The following is a 25,137-nucleotide window of genomic DNA, read 5'->3' as shown; positions in this document are numbered from 1 at the left end:
ATATGCGATCCGTTCCGGTGGCGGCCCTCACCGTGCTGGCACTGGTCATGCTGCTGTCCCCTGCGTCCGCGACGCCGTCGGGTCCCGAGCATGCCGACAAGGTGGTGCACGCCCTGCTGTTCGCGGCGCTGGCGGCGGCCTCCCGGTATGCGCTCCTGACGCCACGGATCACCGTGCTCTGGCTCGCGGCGTTCGCGGTGATCACCGAGATACTGCAGGGCGTGCTGCCGATCGGCAGGCACGGATCGGTCTGGGATCTCTGCGCCGACATGGTGGGTGTGGCGATCGGGTTGGCCGCTCAGTCCGCGATCATGCGCTCCCGCAGCAACGTCTGAACCCCGGTGTCGAGGCCGAGGCCGTCGGAGAAGTACCGCTCGACGGTCCCGTACTTCTCGCGCATGGTGGCCAGGGACACTTCCAGGTACTGCTCACGGACTCCGAGCACGGGCTCGAGCAACGCCGGATCTCCACCCGCGTCGACGAATTTCTCGAACACGCCCGCGAACGACGGAAGCAGGAGTTCGTTGGTCAGCAGGTAGTCGTGGAACACGTCGTCCTCGCCGACTCCGAGGAGCAGCAGTAGCGCCGCCGTGGCCCAACCCGTCCGGTCCTTGCCGGTGGTGCAGTGCACGAGGGCAGGCGTGTTGCCGTTCGAGGCCAGGCCGCCGAACAGTTCCCGGTACGAGGAGACCGCGCTGGGCATCACGACGAAGTCGCGGTAGCTGCCCTCGAAGTAGTCGATTGCGCGTCCGCCGCCGAGTTCCCGTTCGGCGATCATCGGGTCGGCGATGACCTGGAGCATCTGCGCGGGGATCGATCGGATCCCCTTGTCGGCGAGGACGTCCAACGCGACCGCGCGGGCCCCGTCCGGGAGTTTGTCGGGCGCCGCGTCACGCTCGTCCGCGGTGCGCAGGTCGTACACCGTCCGGATCCCGAGGCCGTCGAGCAGCGGCATGTCCGTGTCCACGACCCGGCTGAGATCCGTCGAACGGAAGTACACGCCGGTGCGCACTTTCGCGCCGTCCCGGGTTCGGTAGCCACCGACGTCTCGCAGATTGGGCACGGACGTGAGCGGTATCGGCGTCATGCGTCGACGGTACCGCCCAGCACTCGGGCCAGTGCATCCACGGCGGCGTCGAGTTCGGCGGTCGTCACCGTCAGAGGTGGGCGGAACCTGATCCCGCGCTTGCCGGTCGGCAGGATCAGCACCCGCTCACGCTCCCTGAGTTCGGCGACGACGCGGTCCCGCCGCTGCGGGGTGGGGAGCGTGATCGCGCACATGAGGCCACGTCCCCGCGGCTCGGTCACCTCGGCGTGCGCTCGTGCGAGTTCCCGCAGTCGCTCGAGGAGATGCGCCCCGGTCATGCGGGCTCGGTCGACGAGCCTGTCCTCCTCGACGATCTCCAGGATCCGGCGGGACCGCACCATGTCGCTGAGGTTGCCACCCCAGGTGGAGTTGATCCGCGAGCTGACGGCGAACACGTTGTCGGGGATGTCGTCCACCCTGCCGCCGGCCATGATTCCGCAGACCTGAGTCTTCTTGCCGAACGCGACGACGTCCGGGTGCACTCCCATTTGCTGGTACGCCCAGGCGGTGCCGGTGAGACCGCACCCGGTCTGCACCTCGTCGAAAATGAAGAGGGCGTCGTTCTCACGGCAGAGCGCCTCCATCGCCTGGAAGAACTCCGGGCGGAAATGGTGGTCGCCGCCCTCACCCTGGATCGGTTCGGCGATGAAACACGCCACGTCCGAGGGGTTCTCGGCGAACGCGCGCCGCGCCTGGTCCAGTGCGCGGCGCTCGGCGTCTTCGACGTTCCGGCCGTCCGCGAGGTACGGGGAGTCGATGCGCGGCCAGTCGAACTTGGGGTACCGCGCCACCTTGCCGGGCTCGGTGTTGGTGAGCGACATGGTGTATCCACTGCGCCCGTGGAACGCCTCGGTCAGATGGAGCACCTTCGTGCCGAGCGACGGGTCGAGGCCCCGGCTCTCGTTGAGCCTGCTCTTCCAGTCGAACGCCACCTTCAGAGCGTTCTCGACGGCGAGTGCTCCACCGTCGATGAAGAAGAGATGCGGCAGAGCGGTATCGCCCAGCACCCGGGCGAACGTCTCCACGAACCGTGCCATCGGGACGGTATAGATGTCGGAGTTGCTCGGTTTGTTGACCGCCGCCGCTGCCAGTTCCCGGCGAAAGGCGTCGTCGTCCGCCAGTTCCGGGTGGTTCATCCCCAGCGCCGACGAGGCGAAGAACCCGAACATGTCCAGGTAGCTGGTGCCGTCTCGCTGGTCGACGAGATGCGTACCGCGTGAGCGTTCCAGGTCGAGCACCAGGTCGAAACCGTCGACCAGAATGCGCTCGCGCAGCACGTCGTGCACCTGGCTTGCCGGCAGCTCGCCCCCATCTCCGGTAAATCGAATCGCTGTGCTCATACCGAGAGATTACGTCAAAATTCCTGTGAACCGGCGACGATTCGGCAACATATCCGGAACAGAGCTCACCTGTCGTAAAATGTTTGCAAGATGATGGTGCTGCGCGTGTGTACGTTGGCGGTGGCACGGATCTCCTGCAGCAGGTGTTCCAGCTCCCGTGGGGAGGCGACGCGCACCACCAGCACGTAGCTCTCCTCCCCCGCGACCGAGTGACACGCTTCGATCGCGGGGAGGTTCCGCAACCGGGCGGGCGCATCGTCGGGCTGCGACGGATCGAGAGGGGTGATCGCGACGAATGCGGACAGACCGTGCCCGAGCGCATCCGGATCGATCTTCGCGGTGTACCCGCGGATCACTTTGCGGGCCTCGAGCCTGCGCACCCTGGACTGCACAGCGGAGATCGACAGCCCCGCCTTCTCGGCGAGTGTCGCCAGAGTCGCCCGGCCGTCGGCCACCAACTCCTGCATCAGTACCCGATCGATGTCGTCGAGAGGAGTATGGGGTGCGTCGCTACGAAAAGAATCCACCACCAGCGCAGGCTAGCCCAGCGGAGGTGCCTCATGGTCGAAACGTCAGAGCTCCCCGCCCGCGTTGCCCGAGCGCGGAAGCCGAACGCGAGACGAGGGCGCCGGCGTACTTCACCCACCGACCGCGCCTCGCCGAGACACTCGGCCGGCCCGTGCACGACCCGTTCACGCTCTACCGACAGCAGCAGGATCGAACCCGAGAGAGGACAGCATCGTGAACCTTCCCGCCCCCGAGGAGTTGTGCCGCCGCGCCGAGGAAGCACTGATCAGGTGTGGTGCCGAGATCACCGACGCCGGTGGACCGCTCGTCGCACGCACACCGATCACCGGGACCGAACTGCGCACGGTGACCGCGAGTAGCGCGGACGACGTGGACCGGGCGATCACCGCGGCGCACGACGCCTTTCTCGAGTGGCGTTCCGTCCCCGCCCCCCAGCGCGGCGCCGTGGTGCGTCGCCTGGGTCAGCTTCTGACGGAACACAAGACGGATCTGGCGGAACTGGTCACCCTCGAGGCGGGCAAGATTCCGTCCGAGGCGCAGGGCGAAGTGCAGGAGATGATCGACATCTGCGAGTTCGCGGTCGGTCTGTCACGCCAGTTGTACGGCAGGACGATGGCGTCGGAACGTCCGGGACACCGGCTGATGGAGACGTGGCACCCGCTGGGAGTTGTCGGGGTGATCTCGGCCTTCAACTTCCCCGTGGCCGTGTGGTCGTGGAACACCGCCGTCGCGCTGGTCTGCGGCGACACGGTGGTGTGGAAGCCGTCGGACCGGACTCCGCTCACGGCCATCGCCTGTGATGCACTGCTGGCACGCGCTGCCCGCGACGTCGGCGCACCCGCCGGGATCCACGCCCTGGTCCAGGGTGCGGGGGATGTCGGTGAGCGTCTCGTCGACGACGCACGCGTGGCGCTGGTCAGCGCCACCGGATCTGTGCGGATGGGTCGCGCCGTGGGTCCGCGCGTCGCCGCGCGCTTCGGCAGATGCCTGCTCGAACTGGGCGGCAACAATGCAGCGGTGGTGGCCCCGTCCGCCGATCTCGATCTGGCCGTGCGGGGAATCGTCTTCTCCGCCGCGGGCACCGCAGGCCAGCGCTGCACGTCCCTGCGGCGGCTCATCGTGCACTCGTCCGTCGCCGACGAACTGGTGCAGCGCATCTCTTCGGCGTACGGCCAGCTGAAGGTCGGAAATCCGTTCGACGACGGCGTCCTCGTCGGCCCGTTGGTGAACCGATCCGCGTTCGAGGCCATGCAGACCGCGTTGGACAAGGCCCGCGCCGACGGCGGGACCGTCGTCTGCGGCGGCGAACGCAGTGGGGGCAGCGACTCCGCCTACTACGTCTCGCCCGCCCTCGTCCGGATGCCCGCGCAGACGTCGGTGGTCGAGGAGGAGACGTTCGCACCGATCCTCTATGTCCTCACCTACGACGACTACGACCAGGCGATCGCGTTGCACAACGAAGTGCCCCAAGGCCTCTCGTCGTCGATCTTCACCACCGATCAGCGTGAGGCCGAGAGGTTCCTCGCGGCAGACGGTTCCGACTGCGGCATCGCGAACGTCAACATCGGCACGTCGGGGGCGGAGATCGGCGGCGCATTCGGCGGCGAGAAGGAGACGGGTGGCGGACGCGAATCCGGGTCCGACGCATGGAAGGCCTACATGCGGCGCGCGACGAACACTGTCAACTACTCCGATCGACTCCCGCTCGCGCAGGGGGTGGAGTTCACCTGATCGGCGGCGGCGACCGGCTACTCTCGGGGCGTGAGCAACTGGACCGAGATGGCGCGTGAGATTGCCGAGAACGTGTTGTTCCCGGTGGCCGACAGCGTCGATGCCGACGGCGAGATTCCCGACAGTCACTTCGAGACTCTCGCCGCCGACGGCTTCTACGGACTGGCGGCACCGGGCGAAGAGGGTGCGACGCCGTCGGTGCTGGTCGACGTGATGGAGACGTTGTGCGGCGGCTGCCTCGCGACGGCCTTCACGTGGATGCAGCACCACGGCGTCGTCGCCGGTCTCGCCGGTTCCCCGAACACGGCCCTGCAGGATCGCTACCTCGACGGGCTCATCGACGGGACCGTGCGGGCCGGTGTCGCACTGGCCGGAGCGATACCCGTCCCGCCCACACTGTGGGCACGCAGCGTCGACGACGGCTATGTACTCGACGGGGTGTCACCGTTCGTCACCGGCTGGGGCATCGTCGATCTGCTCCAGGTGTCGGCGCGCGACGAGTTCGACGACACCATCGTGCATGTCATCATTCCCGCGCAACCGCTTCGGGGACTCACCGCCGAGGAACTCCCGCTGATCGCCGCGCGCGGGTCCAACACGGTCCGGTTGAAATTCGACGGGCTCGCCGTGCCACGGGATCTGGTGAGCGCCGTCGTCTCCTCCGAGGATTTCGCGAAGAGCCAGCTGTTCGGGTCGTGGATCAACGGGTGCATGGCGATGGGGATCACCCGCCGGGCGATCAGCGAACTGGAGGCTCTCGGCGTCGACGCCGACCCGTTCGAGGAGCAGGCCGCCCGGGCTCGCCTCGACCTCAACGCCGCGCTCGAAGGCCGGGCGGAGATCGCCGAAGCACGGGCCCGCGCTTCGGAACTCGCCATCCGCACCGCCACTGCCCTCGTCACGGCGAAGGGCAGTTCGTCACTGCTCGCCGGGAACACCGCGGAACGACTGATGCGTGAAGCCACCTTTACACTCGTCGCAGCCGGACGTCCGGCGATCAAGTCGGCGTTGCTGGAGCGCCTCGGCCGCGACTAGCGGGTGCGGACCCTCAGGTCACCGAACAGCGAGTACGACACGATGCGGATCGTCGGCGCCCCGGGCCCGGGATCGTGTGCACCGGCATCGAGTTCGCGATCGCCGAAGAGGTCGAAACCACCCACCTCGACGTGCACGCCCTCCGGAACGGTGATCGTGCTGTCACCGAACAGTGTGACGAGCGTGATCGTCGACGTGCGGGCGCCGATCACGGCCGACCGGAGGTCGAGCTTCACGTCCCCGAACACGAGCAGGGCCAACGTCTTCACGGCGAGCGACCAGCGGCCGGACCGCTTGGTGTCGCCGAAGATTCCGACGATGGTGGACTGAGGTCGCGACACCGGTGCCGTCGGTGCCTCGACGGGCACCAGCCGCCGAAGACGCTCGACGTCGACGTCGCGTGACCAGGCGATCGCGGCTTGCTCCGAATACTCCTCCAATGTCAGCTTTCCGTCCCCCACCCCCTTCTCGAGGCGGGCTTGTGCAGCCTCGCGGAGTCGGTCGAGTTCGTGGCTGTCCCCTGCAGCAGTCATGGCTCCACCGTAGCTGTCGGTGCCCTCGTCTACTGTCTGACAGCTCCACCCGTGACGCACCGCCCCTTCGACCGAAGCGAGACAACGTGTTCAGGATTTTCCGCGCAGTTGCTCTGGCGCTACTCGCTGTGGGCGCCTATGTGGTGGTCTCCGAGCACGAACCCGCCACCGTCGAGTTGCCGTCGCCGTCGTTCGTTCCGGCGGCCGCGGATCTCACGACAGTGTGAGACCAACCCCCGACTAGGGCACTCCGTCCTCGGCTAGGGGCACTCTGTCCTCGGCTCGTGCCCGGTCGCGGGCTTTCCGGCAAGCGCGACCGATCAGCTCACCGGCGTGGTGTCGGTGATTGATTCGCGGTCTTCTGTCCGGGTCTATGTGCGGTGGCGGAATCCATTCGGTGCGTCCCGCGTACGTGTCACCTGGTGGCGCGCTGCTGGTCGCCCAGCCTGCAGGCCCGTCGTGGACCTGGGCGTGGCAGGCATCGCACGCGAGCGTCAGTGAGTCGATGTCGGTGTGTCCGCCCTTGCGCCACTCCTGCACGTGGTGCACCGCGCACATGCTGGCCGGGGTCGCGCAACCCGGTCGAGTGCATCCGCCTTCGGCAGCGATGAGAGCGAGGCGTTGATCCGCGCTCGCCACTCGCCGGCGCCGGCCCAGATGCAGGGGCCGGCCGTCGTGGTCGAACAGGACGAGCACCGGGTGCGCGCGTTCGGCGAGTTTCAGCGCGTCATCGACCGGAAGGAGTCCGCCGGTCGCCGTGGTGGCCACACCGCCGGCTGCCTTCTCGAGTTGGTCGAGGGTCATCGTGATGATCGCCGTGACGGGCAGACCTCGATGCTGACCTAGGATCCCGGATTCGAGCATGACCCGGAACATCGCACTGAGGGCGTCGTGGTTTCGCTGCGCAGCGGTGCGGTTGTCGCGCGCTGCCGCCGCTACCAGTGCTTCACGGTCGATCGACGGATTCTCGGCGTCGCCGCAGGGTGACTCCGGGTCGTCCGGGTTGTTCATGCCGGGGCGAGCCCATTTCGCGAGGATCGGGTCGAGCAGAGCACGCGCAGTGGGGTCGAGTTCACCGGAGATCTTGGACATCAGTTCGGAATCTTGACGGCCCAACGAAACACCACGCCGTCGGGAACGATCACGGTCGTCACCCAGGTTTCCGTCGGGATTGAGAAGAGCAAGGAGGCGGTGGCCGGCACTCTCGACATCTTCGGGCGTACCGCCTCGCGCACACTGCGCCAGAATCGACTCCGCCAATGCGACATCGGCATTGTCGACCGCATGCGGGATCTTTCGCATGATCTTCCGGACGGCGCGCGCATGGTCGGCGCCGATGTCGCCATCCCGTTGCGCGGCGGCGGTTTCCGGCAGCGCTGCCTCCATCTGCTCGCCCGAAGTTGTATGAAACAGACCGAGGTCGCGGGCCGACGCTACCCGAGCAGAGGCGTCCGCCGCCGAGACGCGGAGCACCTCGATCAGGAGCTTGTTCGGTGAGTTGTAGCCGAGCGTCGCGGGCAACGAGCGTTCGACACTCTCGACGATCAGTCGCAGCGAGACCGAACCGGCGCGGCGGAGGGACTTCTCGAGCTGCTGCATGATCAGCACCACATCAGAATCCGACACACCACTGAGGTCTGCGTCGAGCAGGCCTGACACGGCAGCGTCCAACGCAGTGAGGTGTTCCATCACCTGACCTGCCGCCAACCCCCCGGTCGAACTCATGTGCGAACCATACTGCGCCCCACCGACACGTTCGCCGAACGGGATTGTCGACCGCCCGGTATGTTTCCGCTACCTGTCGTACCTCAGGTGCACTATGGAACGGTGACCGACGTCCTGGGCAGGTTCTCCGCTGCCACCCGTGAGTGGTTCGACGGCGCCTTCCCGGCGCCGACGGCCGCGCAGCTCGGTGCGTGGGAGTCGATCGCCAGCCGCGCGCACACTCTCGTCGTGGCCCCGACCGGGTCTGGCAAGACGCTGTCCGCGTTCCTGTGGTCCCTCGACCAACTCGCCGCCACCGACGGGAAGGACCGCAAGACCAAGGTCCTCTACATTTCCCCGCTCAAGGCCCTGGGTGTCGACGTCGAACGCAACCTGCGCGCCCCGCTCGTCGGGATCACGCAGACGGCCAAGCGGCTCGGGCTCACGCCGCCGGAGATCTCGGTGGGCGTCCGCTCCGGCGACACACCGGCAGGCGACCGGCGCGCCCTGATCAAGAATCCGCCCGACATCCTCATCACCACCCCGGAGTCGCTGTTCCTCATGCTCACGTCCGCCGCACGCGAGACGCTGACCCAGGTCGACACCGTCATCGTCGACGAGGTGCACGCGGTGGCAGGCACGAAGCGCGGCGCCCACCTGGCCCTGTCGCTCGAGCGCCTCGACCAGCTTCTCGCCACCCCGGCCCAGCGCATCGGGCTGTCGGCGACGGTGCGGCCGCACGAGGAGGTGGGCCGGTTCCTGTCCGGTTCGGCGCCCATCCGGATCGTCGCGCCGCCGTCGCCGAAGACGTTCGACCTCACCGTGCAGGTGCCGGTCGAGGACATGACCGAACTCGGCCTCGCCGAACCCGCCGAGGGTTCGGCGTCGGCGACCCCGCAGGCGGGGTCGATCTGGCCGCACGTCGAGGAACAGATCGTCGACCTCGTCCTTGCGCACCGGTCGTCCATCGTGTTCGCGAACTCTCGGCGCCTCGCCGAGCGCCTGACGGCGAGACTCAACGAGATCTACGCAGAACGCGCCGGAACTGCCGTCGACAAGAACCCGAAACCGGCCTCGCAGATCGGCACACCGTCCGAGGTCAATTTCGGCGCGGACCCCCTGCTCGCGCGCGCCCACCACGGGTCGGTCAGCAAGGACCAGCGGGCCCTGATCGAGGACGACTTGAAGTCGGGGCGACTGCGGTGCGTTGTCGCGACGAGCAGCCTCGAACTCGGAATCGACATGGGCGCGGTCGATCTGGTGATCCAGGTGGAGGCACCCCCATCGGTGGCGAACGGTCTGCAGCGGGTCGGCCGCGCCGGACACCAGGTCGGGGAGATCTCGCGGGGTGTCGTTTTCCCGAAGCACCGCACCGATCTCGTGCACTGTGCCGTCACCGTCGAGCGCATGGTCACCGGCAAGATCGAGGCGCTCGCCGTCCCCGCCAATCCCCTCGACATCCTCGCCCAGCACACGGTGGCGGCCACCGCCCTCGAGCCGCTCGACGTGGACGACTGGTTCGAGACGGTCCGGCGCAGCGGTTCCTTCGCGACGCTGCCCCGCTCGGCGTACGAGTCCACCCTCGACCTTCTCGCCGGTCTCTACCCGTCCGACGAGTTCGCCGAGCTCAGGCCCCGCCTCGTCTGGGACCGCGAAGCCAACACGCTCACGGGACGTCCCGGCGCGCAGCGGCTTGCCGTCACTTCGGGCGGAGCCATCCCCGACCGCGGTCTGTTCACGGTGTACATGGTCGGTGAGAAGGCGTCCCGCGTCGGCGAACTCGACGAGGAGATGGTGTACGAGTCGCGGGTCGGCGACGTCTTCGCGCTCGGGGCCACCAGTTGGCGGATCGAGGAGATCACGTTCGACCGGGTTCTGGTCAGCCCCGCTTACGGGCAGCCGGGGCGGTTGCCGTTCTGGCACGGTGACGGTCTGGGCCGGCCGGCGGAACTGGGCGAAGCGCTGGGGCAGTTCCTGCGGGAGATCTCACTCGGGCACGAGACCGAGGTCCAGGAACGCTGCCGGACCGGCGGTCTCGACGAGAACGCGACGAACAATCTCGTTCAGCTGGTCGCCGAGCAGAAGACCGCCACCGGGCAGGTGCCCACCGACCGCACCCTGGTGGTCGAACGGTTCCGTGACGAGCTCGGCGACTGGCGACTGATCCTGCACTCGCCGTACGGTCAGCGCGTTCACGCTCCGTGGGCGCTGGCCGTGAGTGCGCGGCTGAGCGAGCGGTACGGCCTCGACTCGAACGCGACGGCGTCCGACGACGGCATCATCGTGCGTCTTCCCGACACCGAGGACACCCCGCCCGGCGCCGACCTGTTCGTCTTCGACACCGACGAGATCGAGGACATCGTCACCGAACAGGTCGGCGGTTCCGCGTTGTTCGCGTCCCGGTTCCGTGAGTGCGCGGCGCGGGCGTTGCTGCTGCCGCGCCGCACGCCGGGAAAGCGTGCACCGCTCTGGCAGCAGCGGCAGCGGTCCGCCCAGCTGCTCGACGTGGCCCGCCGGTATCCGACGTTTCCGATCCTGCTCGAGACCGTCCGCGAGTGCCTGCAGGACGTGTACGACCTACCGGCCCTGAAGGACCTGCTCCGCCGACTCGCACGTCGCCAGATCCGCATCGTCGAGGTCGAGACGCAGTCGCCGTCACCGTTCGCCGGCGCCCTGCTGTTCAACTACGTCGGCGAGTTCATGTACGAGGGCGACAGCCCACTCGCCGAACGCCGGGCAGCGGCACTGTCCCTGGACTCGACGCTGCTGGCGGAACTGCTCGGCAGGGTGGAACTGCGCGAACTGCTCGACGCCGACGTCATCGCCCACGCCGAACTCGAACTCCAGCGCCTGCTGCCCGACCGCAAGGCGAAGGATCTCGAAGGCGTCGCCGACCTGCTGCGTCTCCTGGGGCCGCTCACGACGGACGAGATCACCGCACGGTCGATCAGCGATCCCCTCCCCTGGCTCGACGAACTGGTCCGCGCGAAACGGGCGCTCGCCGTGTCGTTCGCCGGTCACGAATGGTGGACGGTCATCGAGGATGCGGCACGCCTGCGCGACGGGCTCGGGGTGCCGCTACCCATCGGTGTTCCCGCCGCGTTCATCGAACCCGTCGACGATCCCCTCGCCGACCTGATCAGCCGGTATGCCCGTACCCACGGTCCGTTCACGATCACCGACGCCGCCGCCCGATTCGGCCTCGGTTCCGCGGTTGCCCGCGACGTCCTGCAGCGACTCGCACAGGGCAAGCGGGTGGTCGAGGGCGAGTTCCGCCCCGGCGCGACGGGAAGCGAATGGTGCGACGCCGAGGTCCTGCGCCGTCTCCGCAGGCGCTCGCTGGCCGCGGCGCGTCAGGAGGTCGAACCGGTCAGCACCGCGACGCTCGGGCGCTTCCTCCCGGGCTGGCAGCACGTCGGGGGCACGCTGCGCGGCATCGACGGCGTCGCAACGGTGGTGGAACAACTCGCCGGTGTCCCGGTTCCCGCCTCCGCACTCGAGTCACTGATCCTGCCGTCCCGCGTGGCCGACTACTCCCCCGCCATGCTCGACGAACTCACCTCCACCGGCGAGGTCCTGTGGTCGGGCGCGGGCAGCATCTCGGGGAAGGACGGGTGGGTGTGCCTCCACCCCGCCGATACCGCACCGCTCACGCTGACCACGCCCGCGGAATCGGACCTGTCGGAGGTGCAGCGCCGGGTGCTCGACACGCTGTCGGGTGGCGGCGCGTACTTCTTCCGGCAACTCGCGGACACCCTCGAGATGTCCGACGACACCGCGCTGGCCACCGCGTTGTGGGATCTGGTGTGGTTGGGCCACATCGGCAACGACACGCTCGCCCCGGTCCGCGCCCTGCTGTCGGACACGTCCCGGACCACCACGAGCCACCGGTCGCCGCGACGACCGCCGCGCGCCCGCGCGTACCGCAGCCTCACGGTTCCCGTGCGCACCGCACCGCCCACGGTCGGGGGAAGGTGGTCGATCCTTCCCGCCGCCGAATCCGATGCCACGCTGCGTGCCAGCGCGACGGCCGAACTCCTCCTGGAGCGGTACGGGGTGGTGACGCGTGGGTCCGTGATGACCGAGAACGTTCCCGGCGGATTCGCTCTGATGTACAAGGTGCTGGGCACGTTCGAGGACAACGGCCGCTGTCGGCGAGGACATTTCGTCGAGTCGCTCGGCGGTGCGCAATTCTCCACTCCGCCCGTGGTGGACCGACTCCGGAGCTACGCCGACTCGCTCGAGGGCAGGCACACCACTCTTCCCGCCGTGACTCTCGCCGCCAGCGATCCCGCCAACCCGTACGGGGCGGCTCTGCCCTGGCCGAAACGCGGCGACGACGCGCCCGCGCACCGGCCGGGACGCAAGGCCGGAGGCCTGGTGGTGCTCGTGGAGGGTGAACTGATCCTGTTCGTCGAACGCGGCGGGCGCACGATCCTCACCTTCACCGACGACCCCGGCGTGCTCCGCACCGCGGCGGTCACGCTCGCCGGTGTGGTCAAGCGCGGCGGGATCGACAAGATCGTGGTCGAGAAAGTCGATGGCGACACCATCCACGGCAGCGACTTCGCGCCGGTCCTGACCGAGGCCGGTTTCTCGCCCACCCCTCGCGGATTCCGGTTGCGAGCCTGAGATGCCCGAAGGCGACACCGTCTGGCGCACCGCCAACTCGCTTCGCGACGCCCTCGAGGGCAAGGTGCTGACCCGCTGCGACGTGCGGGTCCCGCGGTACGCCACCGTCGACCTGTCCGGCCAACTCGTCGACGAGGTGGTCAGCCGTGGAAAGCACCTCCTCATCCGGGTCGGTGACTACTCGATCCACACGCATCTGAAGATGGAGGGCGCGTGGCACATCTACGCGCCGGACACGAAGTGGCGCCGCCCCACTCACCAGGCCCGGATCGTGCTCGCCACCGAAGACAGGGTGGCGGTCGGATTCTCGCTCGGCATCACGGAGGTCCTGGGGCGTGACGACGAAGAGTCCGCGGTCGGCCACCTCGGCCCCGACCTGCTGGGACCGGACTGGGACGCCGACACGGCGATCCGCAACCTGCGGGAGGCCGGCGACCAGCCCATCGGTCTCGCCCTGGTCGATCAGCGCAACCTGGCCGGTCTCGGCAACGTCTATCGCAACGAAGTCTGCTTCCTCCGCGGCGTCCACCCCTACACTCCGTCGAGCGACGTGGCCGACCTGCCCGCGCTGGTCACGCTCGCGCATCGCATGATTCACATCGACAAGAACAACTCCGTCCGCCATCGGCCGTGGGTGTACGGGCGTGCCGGAAAGCGTTGCCGCCGTTGCGGGACGGTGATCGAAGGCCACGACCTCGGTCAGCAGCAGATCTTCTTCTGCACGTACTGTCAACCACCGATCGTGGGTTAGCGGAGAACCGTGGTCGGCGGCCCGAGCGGCGGCGGTCGGCGAGTCCGTCGGCGGCCGAGCAACCACGCGGCACCGTCCGGCACCCACAGCACCGCGGCCGTAGTGATCGTCAGCAGATACGTCGGCGCGATGACGGGCAGGAGAAGGCACCCGAGCAGAGCGACGGGAAAGTCTCTGCGCCACACCAGCGACAGCACGACCGGAAGCACGAGAAGGAGCGCGGCCAGGCCGAAGTGCGAGGTCGCCAATGCCCACGGCACTCCCACCACCCAGCACAGCATGCCGAGCACCTGGTGCGCGATGAGCAGGAACCGGACGACGTCGGTGAACGTCCAGAACCGGCCGACCTCGACGCCGACCCAGAAGATGCGGCTGCGGAACGGTCCGACGCCCTCGTCGAGCAGGGCGAGCCGGAACAGTTCGTCCGCGTGCCGTCGCAGCGTGTTTCCCTCCGGTCCCTGCGCGCTCGCACGTTTGCACAGGTCGTCGTGCATGATCGCGGGAAGCAGCTGCCGGCCGTACGGGGTGAGCAGGCCTTGCAGCGGTGCGGGGATCGATGCCAGATCCGTGCGGAGAAGGCAGGGCATGGGGGCGCAGCCGGGCACCGTCACCACCGTGTCGCCGTGGACGTAGACGAACTCGCCGACGAGTTGGAAGAACTTGCGGTCGAGTACCCGAAGTTCGGGTTGCGGGCGAGTCGGATCGTCCACGGATACCTGGAACGGCATGCGCACCTCACTCGTGGCCGGCCTTGTTTGCCTCCACCACCAGAGTGACGCAATGAGCGACGAATTGCTCGCGCGACGCGGCAACGGTTCCGTCGAGATATCCGATGAACAGTGTCGTGAGAGCGCCCACCACACCGACTGCGACGAGTTGTTTCTCCACCTCGTCGTCGACGGCGGACAGCTGGTCGTGCACGAGTGCCACGAAGCCGGGCATCAGGTCGATGCCGCGCCTGCTCAGCGCGGGTTCGGACAGCGGCGCGAGGAGCAGCACCCGGCCCATGGCGGGATCGTCGACCATCAGTTTCACGAACGCGCCCACGGCGGCTTCGGCGCGCTGCCGCGCGGTCTCGGTGGATGCCACCGCCTCCACGAGGGCGCCCTGCGCCTGGTTGCCCACGGTGGTGTAGACCGAGCGCACGAACTCGTCCCGGTCCCGGAACGACTCGTAGAAGTACCGTTCGGTAAGCGCCGCGGCGCGGCAGACCGCGCGCACGTTCACCGCAGGCCCGTCCGGGGCTCCGAGCAGCGCGACTCCCGCACGCAGCAGCGAATTCCGCCGCGCTTCCCGCCGGTCCTCCAGCGTCACTCTTCTCACCCCAATCCTTGACTACGCGTGTTGTCAGATCCTAGTCTGACAACGTGCGTAGTCACTTGAACGCGGACGGTACGCCCGTCCCGGCCTCCGCCCCCGTCCCCCTCGGCCCCGACTCGTTGACCTGGAAGTATTTCGGCGACTGGCGCGGAATGCTGCAGGGTGTCTGGGCCGGATCGATGCAGAACATGCATCCCGGACTCGGCGCGGGCGTCGAGGAACACTCCCGCTTCTTCGACGAGCGGTGGGAGCGCCTCTACCGGTCGCTGTACCCGATCGGCGGCGTCGTCTTCGACGGCGACCGCGCCCAGCAGACCGCGGAGCAGGTGCGGGGGTATCACGACAACATCAAGGGAATCGACAAACACGGCCGCAGGTATCATGCCCTCGACCCCGACACGTTCTACTGGGCGCACGCCACGTTCTTCATGGGGACCATCCTCACGGGCGACCACTTCATGGGTGGCCTCACCGAAGATCAGAAGCGCCGGCTGTTCACCGAGCACATCCGGTGGTACCGCCTGTACGGAATGAGCATGCGCCCCGTCCCGGAAACCTGGGAGGCATTCCAGGAGTACTGGGATCACATGTGCCGCAACGTCCTCGAGGACAACAAGGCCACCCGGGACGTCCTCGACCTGTCCGGTCTCGGTGTTCCCCCGTTCCTGACCTGGCTGCCCGACCCGATCTGGGCGGTTCTCCGGATCCCGGTGGCGAAGGGCTTCGTGTGGCTGACGGTCGGCATGTACGACCAACCGGTCCGCGACCTCCTCGGTTACCGCTGGACCACACGCGACGAGCGCCTGCACACCCTCGTCGGCCGCGCAATCGGCGCCGTCTTCCGTCTGGTCCCCTGGCGATACCGCTACCACCCGCGCGCCCGCGCAGGCTGGGACCGCGAGACCGGACGCGCCCCCGCGCACGCACCGCTCGTCCACACGCCCCGACGCAATCTTCCGCCGCTCGGCCGGCGGGACGACCCCCAGCACTACAGCCCGAAAGTCTGAGTTCCCAGGGAGCTCACAGACAACGCCCACACTGCTCACGGGTTCCGGGACGACGCTGAATCACATGGAATTCATCGCTGTCACAGCCCTCGTCGTCATGGCGCTCTCCGGGGTCGTCGCCGCACACGCCCCGAAATCGCTCGTCCACACCCGCTGACCCCGTGCGCGTGGAATGCTCGGGGCCATGGAGTGGGACCTTCCGAAGCTCTTCAACCGCCCCGCGCAGCTGACCGACGCCTCGATCGACACCGAGCGCGTCGCCCGGCGCATCAGCGCCTACATCTACGGCAACATCCTCGTCCTCGCCGCGCTCATCCCCGTCACCAAGGCACAGGAAACCGTCGGCATCGCGATCGTCGTCGGAGCGGCGCTGTCCACATTCCTCGCGCACATATTCGCCGAGTCCGTCGGGCAGACACTGCGTCTCGACCGCACGCTCACGCGAGCCGAACGCAGCGGGGAACTCCGCGACGGCCTCCCCATCCTCACGTCGGCCGTAGTCCCCAGCGTCATCCTGTGCACCGCGCTGATCGGCTGGCTGGAGCCGAGGACCGCGCAGTTGATCGCCGAGTTGGTGATGATCACCCGGATCGCGTCGATCAGTTACGTGATCAGCCGTCTCCGCCGCGAGAGAGTCACCTCCGGCACCCACTGGGCGGCGTTCGGCCTCGCCGTGATCGCGACGATCATCGTGGTCATCAAGGTATTTCTGACACACTGACCGGTGGTTCGAGCAGTTCGACCCGCGACTCGGGCGCCGCCGCCCGCAACGCGTCGGCCGACAGGTCGTCCGGCTGGGCCTGCGACTGGACCTCCGCCTCCACCCGCGCCTGATACGTCTTCACCTCGCGGTCGACGGCGTCGGCATCCCAGCCGAGGACGGGGGCCACCAGTTGCGCCACCTGCTCGGCGCAGTTCACACCCCGATGCGAGTACTCGATGGCGATGCGCGTGCGCCGGGCGAGGATGTCGTCGAGATGCAGGGCGCCCTCGGCCGCCGCCGCGTACACGACCTCGACCTGCAGGTAGGCGGGTGCGTCCGTGATGGGCTGGAGAAGTTCCGGTTTCCCGCTCGCCTGGTCGAGCACCTCGTCGATCAGCGAACCGTACCGGTCCAGCAGGTGCTTCACGCGGTACGGGTGCAACCCGTACATCTGGCCGAGGTGAACCGTCTGATTGACCAGCGCGAAATAGCCGTCGGCACCGACGAGCGGAACCTTCTCCGTGATGGACGGCGCCATCCGCGCGGGAATGTCGTCGGCGGCGAGATCCACGGCGTCCTCGGCCATCACCCGATAGGTGGTGTACTTGCCGCCGGCGATGGCGACGAGACCCGGCGCCACGCGCGCGACGGCGTGTTCCCGCGAGAGTTTCGACGTCTCGTCGCTCTCCCCCGCGAGCAGCGGGCGCAGACCGGCGTAGACGCCGTCGATGTCGTCGTGGGTCAGCGACGTCACCAGCACCTTGTTGACATGACCGAGGATGTAGTCGATGTCGGCCTTGGTTGCCGCCGGGTGCGCGAGGTCGAGATTCCAGTCGGTATCCGTGGTGCCGATGATCCAGTGGCTGCCCCACGGGATCACGAACAGCACCGACTTCTCGGTGCGCAGGATGATCGCGGCGTCGCTCACGATCCGGTCGCGAGGCACCACGATGTGGACGCCCTTGGACGCGCGGACGCGGAACCGGCCGCGTTGCCGCGACAGCGCCTGGATCTCGTCGGTCCACACCCCCGTGGCGTTGATGACGACGTGCGCCTTCACGTCGGCGGTGCGCCCGTCCTCGCAGTCCCGGACGCGCACTCCGGAGACCCGGTCTGCCTCCCGGAGGAACCCGACCACCTGGGTGGACGTACGCACGACCGCCCCGTAGTGGGCGGCGGTGCGGGCGACGGTCATGGTGTGGCGGGCGTCGTCGACCACGGTGTCGTAGTACTGGATGCCGCCGGTCAGCGAGTTGCGTTTGAGCCCCGGCGCCATCCGGAGCGCACCCGCGCGCGTCAGATGCTTCTGCGCCGGAACCGATTTGGCGCCGCCCATGCGGTCGTAGAGGAAGATGCCGGCCGCCATGTAGGGGCGCTCCCACACCCGGTGGGTGATCGGGAACAGGAACTTGAGCGGCTTCACCAGGTGCGGCGCCAGGGTGGTCAGCGACAGCTCACGCTCCCGGAGCGCCTCCCGCACCAATCCGAACTCGAGCTGCTCGAGATAGCGCAGACCGCCGTGGAACATCTTCGACGAGCGACTCGACGTGCCGGACGCGTAATCGCGTGCCTCGACCAACGCCACCTTCAGCCCGCGGGTGGCCGCATCGAGGGCCGCACCGGCTCCGACCACACCACCGCCGATCACGACGACGTCGAACTGTTCGGTCTGCAGCTTGTCCCATGCGGCATCACGCTGCCGGGGACCGAGGAACTGCACACCTGGCTGACTACTCAACTCGGGCTCCTGTGAGATGACGACGGATTCTCTGCCAGGCTAGTAGCTTCATGCGTGTGATTCAGTACATCGCCGCGATAGACCAGGGCACCACCTCCAGCCGCTGCATGATCTTCGATCACGACGGCGCCGTGGTCAGCGTCGCACAGAAGGAACACGAGCAGTTCTTTCCGCGGGCAGGCTGGGTGGAGCACGACCCGGCCCAGCTGTGGATCAACACCCGCGAAGTGGTGGCGTCCGCGCTCGCGAAGGCCGATCTCACCAAACGCGACATCGCCGCGATCGGCATCACCAATCAGCGGGAGACGGCGGTCGTGTGGGACCGGAACACCGGAGAACCCGTGTACAACGCCATCGTCTGGCAGGACACGCGCACCGACGAACTGTGCACCGAACTCGGTGGCGACGAGGGCCCGGGCCGGTACCAGAAGCGCACCGGCCTGCCGCTGTCCACGTATTTCTCGGGGCCGAAGGTCCGGTGGATCCTCGACAACGTCGAGGGTGCGCGCGAGAAGGCGGAGGCGGGCGAGCTCTGCTTCGGCACGATCGACAGCTGGATTCTGTGGCACATCACGGAGGGCACCCACGTGACGGATGTCACCAACGCCTCCCGCACTCTGCTGATGAATCTCGAGACCCTCGACTGGGATCCGGAAATCTGCGCCGATTTCGGTATCCCGATGTCGATGCTCCCCGAGATCCGCAGCTCGTCGGAGGTGTACGGCGTCGGACGACCGCACGGGACACTGCCCGGCGTGCCGGTGGCCGGAATCCTCGGCGACCAGCAGGCCGCCACGTTCGGCCAGGCCTGCCTGTCGGAGGGCGAAGCGAAGAACACGTACGGAACGGGGAACTTCCTGCTGCTCAACACGGGAACCACTCCCGTGCACAGCAAGCACGGACTCCTCACCACCGTCTGCTACAAGATCGGTGACGCGCCGGCCGTCTACGCGCTGGAGGGGTCCGTGGCCGTCACCGGCTCCCTGGTGCAGTGGCTGCGCGACAACCTGGGAATCATCGAGTCCGCCAAGGACATCGAGGATCTGGCCAAGTCGGTCGACGACAACGGCGGCGCCTACTTCGTGCCCGCGTTCTCCGGGTTGTTCGCACCGCGCTGGCGGCCCGACGCGCGCGGGGCCATCGTCGGACTCACCCGGTTCGTGAACAAGGGACATCTCGCCAGGGCCGCCCTGGAGGCCACCGCGTATCAGACCCGCGAGGTGATCGAGGCGATGCGCGCCGATTCGGGCGTCGAACTCGCCTCCCTCAAGGTGGACGGCGGCATGGTCGTCAACGAGACCCTCATGCAGTTCCAGTCCGACATCCTTGCAGTGCCCGTCATCCGGCCCGTCGTCAACGAGACGACGGCGCTGGGCGCCGCGTACGCCGCGGGGCTGGCCGTCGGCTTCTGGGAGAGCGAGGACGACATCCGCGCGAACTGGGCCGTCGACAAGACGTGGGAACCCGCGATGGACGAGGCCGAGTCCACCCGGCTCTACGCCGAGTGGAACAAGGCGGTCGAACGGACCTACGACTGGGCGTGATCGGCGTACGCGTCGCCGAGTCTCGCCGCCGCGCCCGTCAGCACGTCCTCCGGACAGGTCGCGAAGCACAGTCGCAGAGCGCTCCGGTGCTCCGCGGCGACGCCGAAAGCCGATCCGGGGACGAAGGCGACACCGTGGTCCACGGCGGTCTGCAGTAGTGCCGCCGTGTCGAGGTCCGCGTCCGTGAACTCGGTCCAGCAGAACATCCCGCCCGCCACCGACGACACGCGGACGCGGTCGCCGAACGTCGAGGTGACGCTGTCCGCGAGCGCCCGGGCCCGGGACCCGTAGCGGGCGCGCAGCATCTCCAGGTGCAGGTCCAGCCAGGGCTCGTCCGACAGCAGTCCGGCGGTTATCTGGTGCGTCAGCGACGAACCGCAGAGGTCCGCGCCCTGCTTGAGCAGTTCGACGGCCTCGCACACCCGCCGGTCGCCGTGCAGCCACCCGACCCGCAGCGCCGGCGCCAGGATCTTCGACGCGCTGGACAACCGGATCACCCGGTCCGACAGCGCCGCGACGGGCGCGGGCGGTGGCCCGTCGAAGAAAAGTTCGCCGTATGGATCGTCCTCGATCACCCAGAAGCCGTAGCGGTCGGCCAGTGCAGCCAGGTGTTCCCGCCGGCCGGGCTTCAGGACGACGCCACGAGGGTTGTGGAAGTTGCTCACCGTGTGGACCACGGTGGGGCGGAGTCCGTCCGCGAGCATGCCCTGCAGGGCGGCGGTGTCCATGCCGTCGGCGTCGAGGGCGACGGACCGGATGTCGGCCTCCGCGGCCCGGAACACCTGCAGCGCTCCGGTGTAGGCGGGTTCCTCGACGATCACGACGTCGCCGGGATCGAGCAGCACCTGCGCGAGAAGGCTCAGCGCCTGCTGCGAGCCGTGGGTGACGACGACGTCGGCGGCGCCCAGCGGCCGGCCGATCTTGGCGCCCTCACGTGCGGCGAGCACGTCGCGGAGCCGGCGCAACCCGGTGGTCTCGCCGTACTGGACGGACGCCGGATCAGTGAGCGCGAGTTCGGCTTCCTTCCGGATCCGTTCGCGCGGAATGAATTCGGGATCGGGAAGCCCGCCTGCCAGGCTGACCACGTCGGGCCGGGCAGTGAGGGTGAGAAGGTCACGGATGGCGGAGCTGCGCAGACCATCCATGCGGCGGGCAAGTGATTGCGGCATGTCGACTCCCAGGAGGCACGTCAAAGCGGGGATCAGGTGAGGAACACCCTGTCCGTCCTGGGTCTGCGGGGCGGGAGAGCGCCGAGGCACGGGGCGATGATTTCGAACCGTGCCTCGACTATCTCACCAAACGAGCCACTATGTGAAATGCTTATCCCACACTTCGGGATCAGTCCAGGTCGTCGTGCCGCATCAGCTGGCGTGCCGCCTCGGTGATCGAACCCGTCAACGACGGGTACACCGAGAACGTCGCGGCGAGGTCGTTGACGGTGAGGTTGTTCTGCACCGCGATCGCGATGGGCAGGATCAGCTCCGACCCGTTGGGGGCCACCACCACGCCGCCGATCACCACACCGGTGGCCGGACGGCAGAAGATCTTCACGAAGCCGCGGCGCAGACCGGACATCTTGGCGCGCGGGTTGGTGTTGAGCGGCAGCATGACGGTGCGGGCCGGCACCTCGCCGTCGTCGATCGCGGCCTGGCTGACGCCCACGGTGGCGATCTCGGGGCGGGTGAACACGGCCGACGCCACGGTCTTCAGCTTGATGGGGCTCACGCCCTCACCGAGCGCGTGGTACATCGCGATGCGGCCCTGCATGGCGGCGACGGACGCCAGCGGCAGCAGGCCGGTGCAGTCGCCCGCGGCGTAGATCCCCGACACCGGCGTCCGCGACACACGGTCCACACGCAGGTATCCACCCTTGTCGAGCTCGATGCCGACCTTCTCCAACCCGAGACCCTGGGTGTTGGGAACCGAACCGACGGTCATCAGGGCGTGGCTGCCCTCGACGGTCCGGCCGTCGGCGAGCACGACGACGATGCCGTCCTCCGTGCGTTTCACGGCATCGGCCCTTGCGTGCTTGACCAGGGTGACGCCACGCTCGGCGAGGACGTCCTCGAGGACGAGGGCGGCGTCGGCGTCCTCACCGGGCAGGACGCGGTCGCGGCTGGACACCAGCGTGACCTTGACGCCCATCTCGGTGTAGGCGGACACGAACTCGGCACCGGTCACACCGGAACCGACGACGACGAGGTGCGTCGGCAGCTCGTCGAGGTCGTAGAGGTCGCGCCACGTCAGGATGCGCTCGCCGTCCGGCTCCGCCCCGGGGATCACCCGGGGACTCGCACCGGTGGCGATGAGGACGACGTCCGCGTCGAGTGTCTTCTTCTCGCCGTTCTCGAGGGTGGCACACACCTGGTGGGACGCCATGCCCAACCGCGGGTCGACGATCTCGGCGGTGCCCGACAGCAGTTCGACACCGACCGTCTGCAGGCGGGTGCGGATGTCGGAGGACTGCGCCTGCGCGAGGCTCTTCACACGGGCGTGGATCTGCGGCAGTGCGACCGTGGCCTGCTCGGGATCGAGCGCAATGCCCAGGTCGGTGGCGCGCCGCATGTCGGTGCGCACGCCGGTGGAGGCGATGAAGGTCTTGGACGGCACGCAGTCGAACAGAACGCAGGCGCCGCCCACCCCGTCCGAATCGATCAAGGAGACGGAGGCGCCGTGCTGTGCGGCCACCAGCGCTGCCTCGTATCCGGCAGGCCCGCCACCAATGATCACGATTCGGGTCATCTGTCCTCCAATTCAACTGTCGACCGGGGTCTCCGGCCGGCTTTTTCTGCTATCGCAGCGCGTCGTGTCGTGCACTGCATGCAACAGATTACTAGCCACCGTTTAGGCTTGCCGCCGTGTCGATCTATGCCGCCTACGGGTCCAACATGCATCCCTCATACTGACTGATGTATGGGTTCATACGATCCTGAGACTAACAGGCTTATCTTAAAGAAGCAATATACGTAATCTAAGCTAACGGCCTATACAAACGTATATACCGACCCAAATGTCTGTATGAGCCGGTATATACGTCCTAGGGAGATAGTGGCTGAATGTCTGTACAACCACTCCTTACCTTTCGGTAAGCTTATTCACCAAAGAGCACTGTCTCTCTTCAGTCCAAAATCAATCTTTGTAACCCATGGCTTTCCTGGTCTGAACTTATGTTCAATTGATAGGATGCGTCGGTTTACATCGATCTTAGTCTTGTACTTGAACTGGATCATGTCATAGATATTCATTTGTGTGACATAACCTAGCTCAGTGATATTACGTACTGGGAATGTGAAACCAGTGGCAGCAATAACAGGTGTGTCGTACTTATTGAAGATACTGTTAGCAATCGTTTCTAGGTTCGCCCCCGCATAAACCTGTAGCTTGATGCCTGACTGTCCCCATGCCTGAATACTTTCGCTACGACTTGAAGACAATTCTTCTTTCACAACCTGTGGATCAGCAACACCGTTGTCATCAATGATGGTTTGCCAATCGAATACTTCCCAATCAATGTAGTTCACAGTAGCGGTAGTGTCGTAAGCAACATCAGGCTGACTGTAACTGAACTCTCCTGTTGTTAGACCAGTATCCTTGAACACTCGTGTGACTGTCTCAGGCAATGAGTTGGCTAGCACTACGCGACCATGCTTATCTACCCATACATAGCCACGTGTTGAGTTGCGAGTAATCATCAAACAATCCTTCACAGTAGCGTCACCTGATTCATCGATTAGCTTCCACTGATCGAATGTGGATGGATTGAAGATACCTGCACCGTAGTCAACACCATTGCAGACAACGTTGATACCTAGTGGTGGTAGTCCCTGCACATAGTCTGATAGAGCAGTGAAAACATAATCAAAGTTCTTTTGTAGATCAGCACTGGTATCAACCACAGTTACTACGATCTCTGGACGAGACTTGTAGCCATAGCGAACCTTCTTATGCAGAACAGTTCCTGTGAAGATTACAGACTTTGGTAGTTCTTTGTATGTGGTGTAATCAACATCGTATGTGTTAGCTAGAGTATTAGTTCTGATTCTTACCTTCTTCCCCGGCACAATTGCGCTAGAGGTATCAAGACCATCATTTCGTAATACAATCGTTGCAATACCAGTCTGAGACTCTGACTTGAACGTGGTCGCTTCAGTTACGTACTGAGTCAAATCAGTGTATCGGTAGCCATAACCGTATTCGTAATCCTCAGTAGCCTTCTTACTACGAAGAACAATGTCACTCACACGAGTAGAGCCACTGGAAGGAATGTTCGCAGTAACCACCAAGTTGTTTGAACCTGAGAATGATGATGCAGGAACGTCCACAGTGATCCACTGAGGTACACCCTTCACCAGAGTCTTAAGACCACTTGTGTATGTGGTGTTGTTCGGTCCCTTTACCAGTATCTCAGCCTGTTCGGTAGTTGTACCTGTAGTACGAAGCACAAACATACGTGCTCTCGCTCCATAGGTCTGACACTGGTTCGTACTGTCCTTGGCCACTGATGCAAGAATCGGCGGGGACTGAGCAGAGAACTTGAAGTTAGGCTTACGTACATCCCAGTTCTCATAGATAGGGAACGTTGGGTAAGCATCAATGCTTGTTGATGTATTGGGAACCACGTATTCAGAAGTAGCTTCTGGAACAGAGTAGACGGTGCCACTGATTGAAGCAGCAGGCTCAATGTAAATAGGAGTTGTGTGTGCCCAATCGGTATAGTCATACGTCACACCTGGATTACCAAGAATCTTCATAGGTAGATTCCAGTTGGATGCATACTCAAGAGTCAGTCTGAACTGAGTCTTACCACTAGGCATAGCAGTGTGAGCATTCAGACCAACAGTCTTAAGCAGACCATAGCCACCATCGAATGCTAGATCCCATGATGTATAGCCCCCTGTGCCACCGCTGTAAGCCGGTAGAACTTCAGCAGAAGCTAGTTCAACGTCCTGTGAGACAGTGCCATTTGTTGCGTATAGAACCAGTCTCAACTGAGGCATACCGTTTAGGTGAAACTTATCTCCGTAGTATCCGGGAGACAACATAGCGCCTAGATCGACAGTAGCAACACCACTGTACAAAGTACCCGGTACACCAAACACTGTGCTATCTAGTCTGTATGTTACAAGTTTGTTAATAGTTGTTCCTGAAGCAATACGACCATTGTATTCAGACTCCAATGACCAACCGCTTGTTACACGATTGACACTTTGTGGACGATTGAATCCGTCTGTATAGTTCTGCTTTGTATAACCACTACCAAGAAACACTTCAGGTAGATCAGTCATTTTAATTGCTCCACCGGCCACGATCTCCGGGGCAAGGTTAGGAAGGCGAGTATCTTCTACTTCAAAGATTACGTCACCACTATAGATCTTATCTCCAATCACCTTCCGTTCACCGCCCACCATGAACTCATAGCTTCTTCAATCTTTCTACCGGCATGTTCGTCAGCAACCATTGCATCGATTTGAATGTGAGGTGCAA

At 65.7% G+C, this 25,137-nt stretch carries 20 protein-coding genes; 9 read left to right on the top strand and 11 right to left on the bottom strand.

The genetic code is table 11. The features are described 5' to 3' along the window. Positions 1 to 2 precede the first annotated feature (2 nt). Positions 3 to 335 carry a VanZ family protein gene (locus tag DTA22_RS09365; RefSeq protein ID WP_037244953.1) on the top strand — a complete coding sequence of 111 codons (333 nt, stop codon included), beginning with the start codon at positions 3 to 5 and terminating at the stop codon, positions 333 to 335. Here DTA22_RS09365 and DTA22_RS09360 read toward each other — a convergent pair. The 3 genes from DTA22_RS09360 to DTA22_RS09350 form a co-directional block, all read right to left on the bottom strand. After that, entirely contained in the window at positions 299 to 1,087 is a 789-nt protein-coding gene (locus tag DTA22_RS09360; protein ID WP_112299279.1) for a tyrosine-protein phosphatase, read from the bottom strand. The genes DTA22_RS09365 and DTA22_RS09360 overlap by 37 nt on opposite strands. Beyond that, complete coding sequence (gene lat / locus DTA22_RS09355) at positions 1,084 to 2,427, bottom strand: L-lysine 6-transaminase (RefSeq protein WP_112299278.1); 1,344 nt, start codon at positions 2,425 to 2,427, stop codon at positions 1,084 to 1,086. Before lat ends, DTA22_RS09360 begins: the two co-directional genes overlap by 4 nt. Positions 2,428 to 2,492: 65 nt before the next feature. Then, complete coding sequence (locus DTA22_RS09350) at positions 2,493 to 2,957, bottom strand: Lrp/AsnC family transcriptional regulator (protein WP_112299277.1); 465 nt, start codon at positions 2,955 to 2,957, stop codon at positions 2,493 to 2,495. 211 nt (positions 2,958 to 3,168) lie between these two features. On the opposite strand from DTA22_RS09350, the gene amaB reads away from it, so the two are divergent. Both amaB and DTA22_RS09335 read left to right on the top strand, forming a co-directional pair. Then, on the top strand, positions 3,169 to 4,686 hold the full coding sequence (amaB, locus tag DTA22_RS09340; protein ID WP_112299275.1) for an L-piperidine-6-carboxylate dehydrogenase: 1,518 nt from the start codon (positions 3,169 to 3,171) through the stop codon (positions 4,684 to 4,686). 30 nt (positions 4,687 to 4,716) lie between these two features. Then, on the top strand, positions 4,717 to 5,721 hold the full coding sequence (locus DTA22_RS09335; RefSeq protein ID WP_112299274.1) for an acyl-CoA dehydrogenase family protein: 1,005 nt from the start codon (positions 4,717 to 4,719) through the stop codon (positions 5,719 to 5,721). On the opposite strand, the gene DTA22_RS09330 is transcribed toward DTA22_RS09335, so the two are convergent. Further along, positions 5,718 to 6,254: a LiaF domain-containing protein gene (locus tag DTA22_RS09330; protein ID WP_112299273.1), complete on the bottom strand. Its 537-nt coding sequence runs from the start codon at positions 6,252 to 6,254 to the stop codon at positions 5,718 to 5,720. The two genes, DTA22_RS09335 and DTA22_RS09330, sit on opposite strands and share 4 nt — an antisense overlap. Before the next feature lie 86 nt (positions 6,255 to 6,340). On the opposite strand from DTA22_RS09330, the gene DTA22_RS36035 reads away from it, so the two are divergent. Next, positions 6,341 to 6,481 carry a hypothetical protein gene (locus DTA22_RS36035; protein WP_156046805.1) on the top strand — a complete coding sequence of 47 codons (141 nt, stop codon included), beginning with the start codon at positions 6,341 to 6,343 and terminating at the stop codon, positions 6,479 to 6,481. A gap of 13 nt (positions 6,482 to 6,494) precedes the next feature. On the opposite strand, the gene DTA22_RS09325 is transcribed toward DTA22_RS36035, so the two are convergent. Then, positions 6,495 to 7,979 carry an HNH endonuclease signature motif containing protein gene (locus DTA22_RS09325; RefSeq protein WP_245973307.1) on the bottom strand — a complete coding sequence of 495 codons (1,485 nt, stop codon included), beginning with the start codon at positions 7,977 to 7,979 and terminating at the stop codon, positions 6,495 to 6,497. Positions 7,980 to 8,039: 60 nt separating this feature from the next. On the opposite strand from DTA22_RS09325, the gene DTA22_RS09320 reads away from it, so the two are divergent. Together DTA22_RS09320 and DTA22_RS09315 are read left to right on the top strand one after the other, a co-directional pair. Further along, positions 8,040 to 12,590: an ATP-dependent helicase gene (locus DTA22_RS09320; RefSeq protein ID WP_112299345.1), complete on the top strand. Its 4,551-nt coding sequence runs from the start codon at positions 8,040 to 8,042 to the stop codon at positions 12,588 to 12,590. A gap of 1 nt (position 12,591) precedes the next feature. Then, the gene (locus DTA22_RS09315) at positions 12,592 to 13,341 is read left to right on the top strand and encodes a DNA-formamidopyrimidine glycosylase family protein (RefSeq protein ID WP_112299272.1); all 750 of its coding nucleotides are present in this window, start codon (positions 12,592 to 12,594) and stop codon (positions 13,339 to 13,341) included. Here DTA22_RS09315 and DTA22_RS09310 read toward each other — a convergent pair. Together DTA22_RS09310 and DTA22_RS09305 are read right to left on the bottom strand one after the other, a co-directional pair. Continuing rightward, entirely contained in the window at positions 13,338 to 14,069 is a 732-nt protein-coding gene (locus tag DTA22_RS09310) for a DUF1353 domain-containing protein (RefSeq protein ID WP_112299344.1), read from the bottom strand. The two genes, DTA22_RS09315 and DTA22_RS09310, sit on opposite strands and share 4 nt — an antisense overlap. Before the next feature lie 7 nt (positions 14,070 to 14,076). After that, on the bottom strand, positions 14,077 to 14,655 hold the full coding sequence (locus tag DTA22_RS09305) for a TetR/AcrR family transcriptional regulator (protein ID WP_112299271.1): 579 nt from the start codon (positions 14,653 to 14,655) through the stop codon (positions 14,077 to 14,079). A 53-nt stretch (positions 14,656 to 14,708) separates the two neighbouring features. Here DTA22_RS09305 and DTA22_RS09300 point away from each other — a divergent pair, with 53 nt between their 5' ends. Both DTA22_RS09300 and DTA22_RS09295 read left to right on the top strand, forming a co-directional pair. Beyond that, a complete protein-coding gene (locus tag DTA22_RS09300; RefSeq protein WP_112299270.1) occupies positions 14,709 to 15,668 on the top strand; it encodes an oxygenase MpaB family protein in 960 nt (319 codons plus the stop codon). A 184-nt stretch (positions 15,669 to 15,852) separates the two neighbouring features. Continuing rightward, positions 15,853 to 16,389: a hypothetical protein gene (locus DTA22_RS09295; protein WP_037244930.1), complete on the top strand. Its 537-nt coding sequence runs from the start codon at positions 15,853 to 15,855 to the stop codon at positions 16,387 to 16,389. On the opposite strand, the gene glpD is transcribed toward DTA22_RS09295, so the two are convergent. Beyond that, positions 16,367 to 18,109: a glycerol-3-phosphate dehydrogenase gene (glpD, locus tag DTA22_RS09290; RefSeq protein WP_005239930.1), complete on the bottom strand. Its 1,743-nt coding sequence runs from the start codon at positions 18,107 to 18,109 to the stop codon at positions 16,367 to 16,369. The two genes, DTA22_RS09295 and glpD, sit on opposite strands and share 23 nt — an antisense overlap. 50 nt (positions 18,110 to 18,159) lie before the next feature. Here glpD and glpK point away from each other — a divergent pair, with 50 nt between their 5' ends. Continuing rightward, on the top strand, positions 18,160 to 19,653 hold the full coding sequence (gene glpK / locus DTA22_RS09285; protein WP_112299269.1) for a glycerol kinase GlpK: 1,494 nt from the start codon (positions 18,160 to 18,162) through the stop codon (positions 19,651 to 19,653). Here glpK and DTA22_RS09280 read toward each other — a convergent pair. From DTA22_RS09280 to DTA22_RS35915, 3 genes are all read right to left on the bottom strand, one after another. Continuing rightward, positions 19,638 to 20,822: an aminotransferase-like domain-containing protein gene (locus DTA22_RS09280; protein WP_112299268.1), complete on the bottom strand. Its 1,185-nt coding sequence runs from the start codon at positions 20,820 to 20,822 to the stop codon at positions 19,638 to 19,640. The genes glpK and DTA22_RS09280 overlap by 16 nt on opposite strands. A 169-nt stretch (positions 20,823 to 20,991) precedes the next feature. Next, positions 20,992 to 22,395 carry an NAD(P)H-quinone dehydrogenase gene (locus tag DTA22_RS09275; protein ID WP_037244922.1) on the bottom strand — a complete coding sequence of 468 codons (1,404 nt, stop codon included), beginning with the start codon at positions 22,393 to 22,395 and terminating at the stop codon, positions 20,992 to 20,994. Between the two features lie 353 nt (positions 22,396 to 22,748). Continuing rightward, on the bottom strand, positions 22,749 to 25,061 hold the full coding sequence (locus DTA22_RS35915; RefSeq protein ID WP_146777763.1) for a hypothetical protein: 2,313 nt from the start codon (positions 25,059 to 25,061) through the stop codon (positions 22,749 to 22,751). Positions 25,062 to 25,137 lie beyond the last annotated feature (76 nt).

Source organism: Rhodococcus wratislaviensis, assembly GCF_900455735.1.
GTDB classification, from domain to species: Bacteria; Actinomycetota; Actinomycetes; order Mycobacteriales; family Mycobacteriaceae; genus Rhodococcus_F; species Rhodococcus_F wratislaviensis.
The sequence above is the reverse complement of the archived record's forward strand: the minus strand, read 5'-3'. Positions and strand labels throughout refer to the sequence as shown.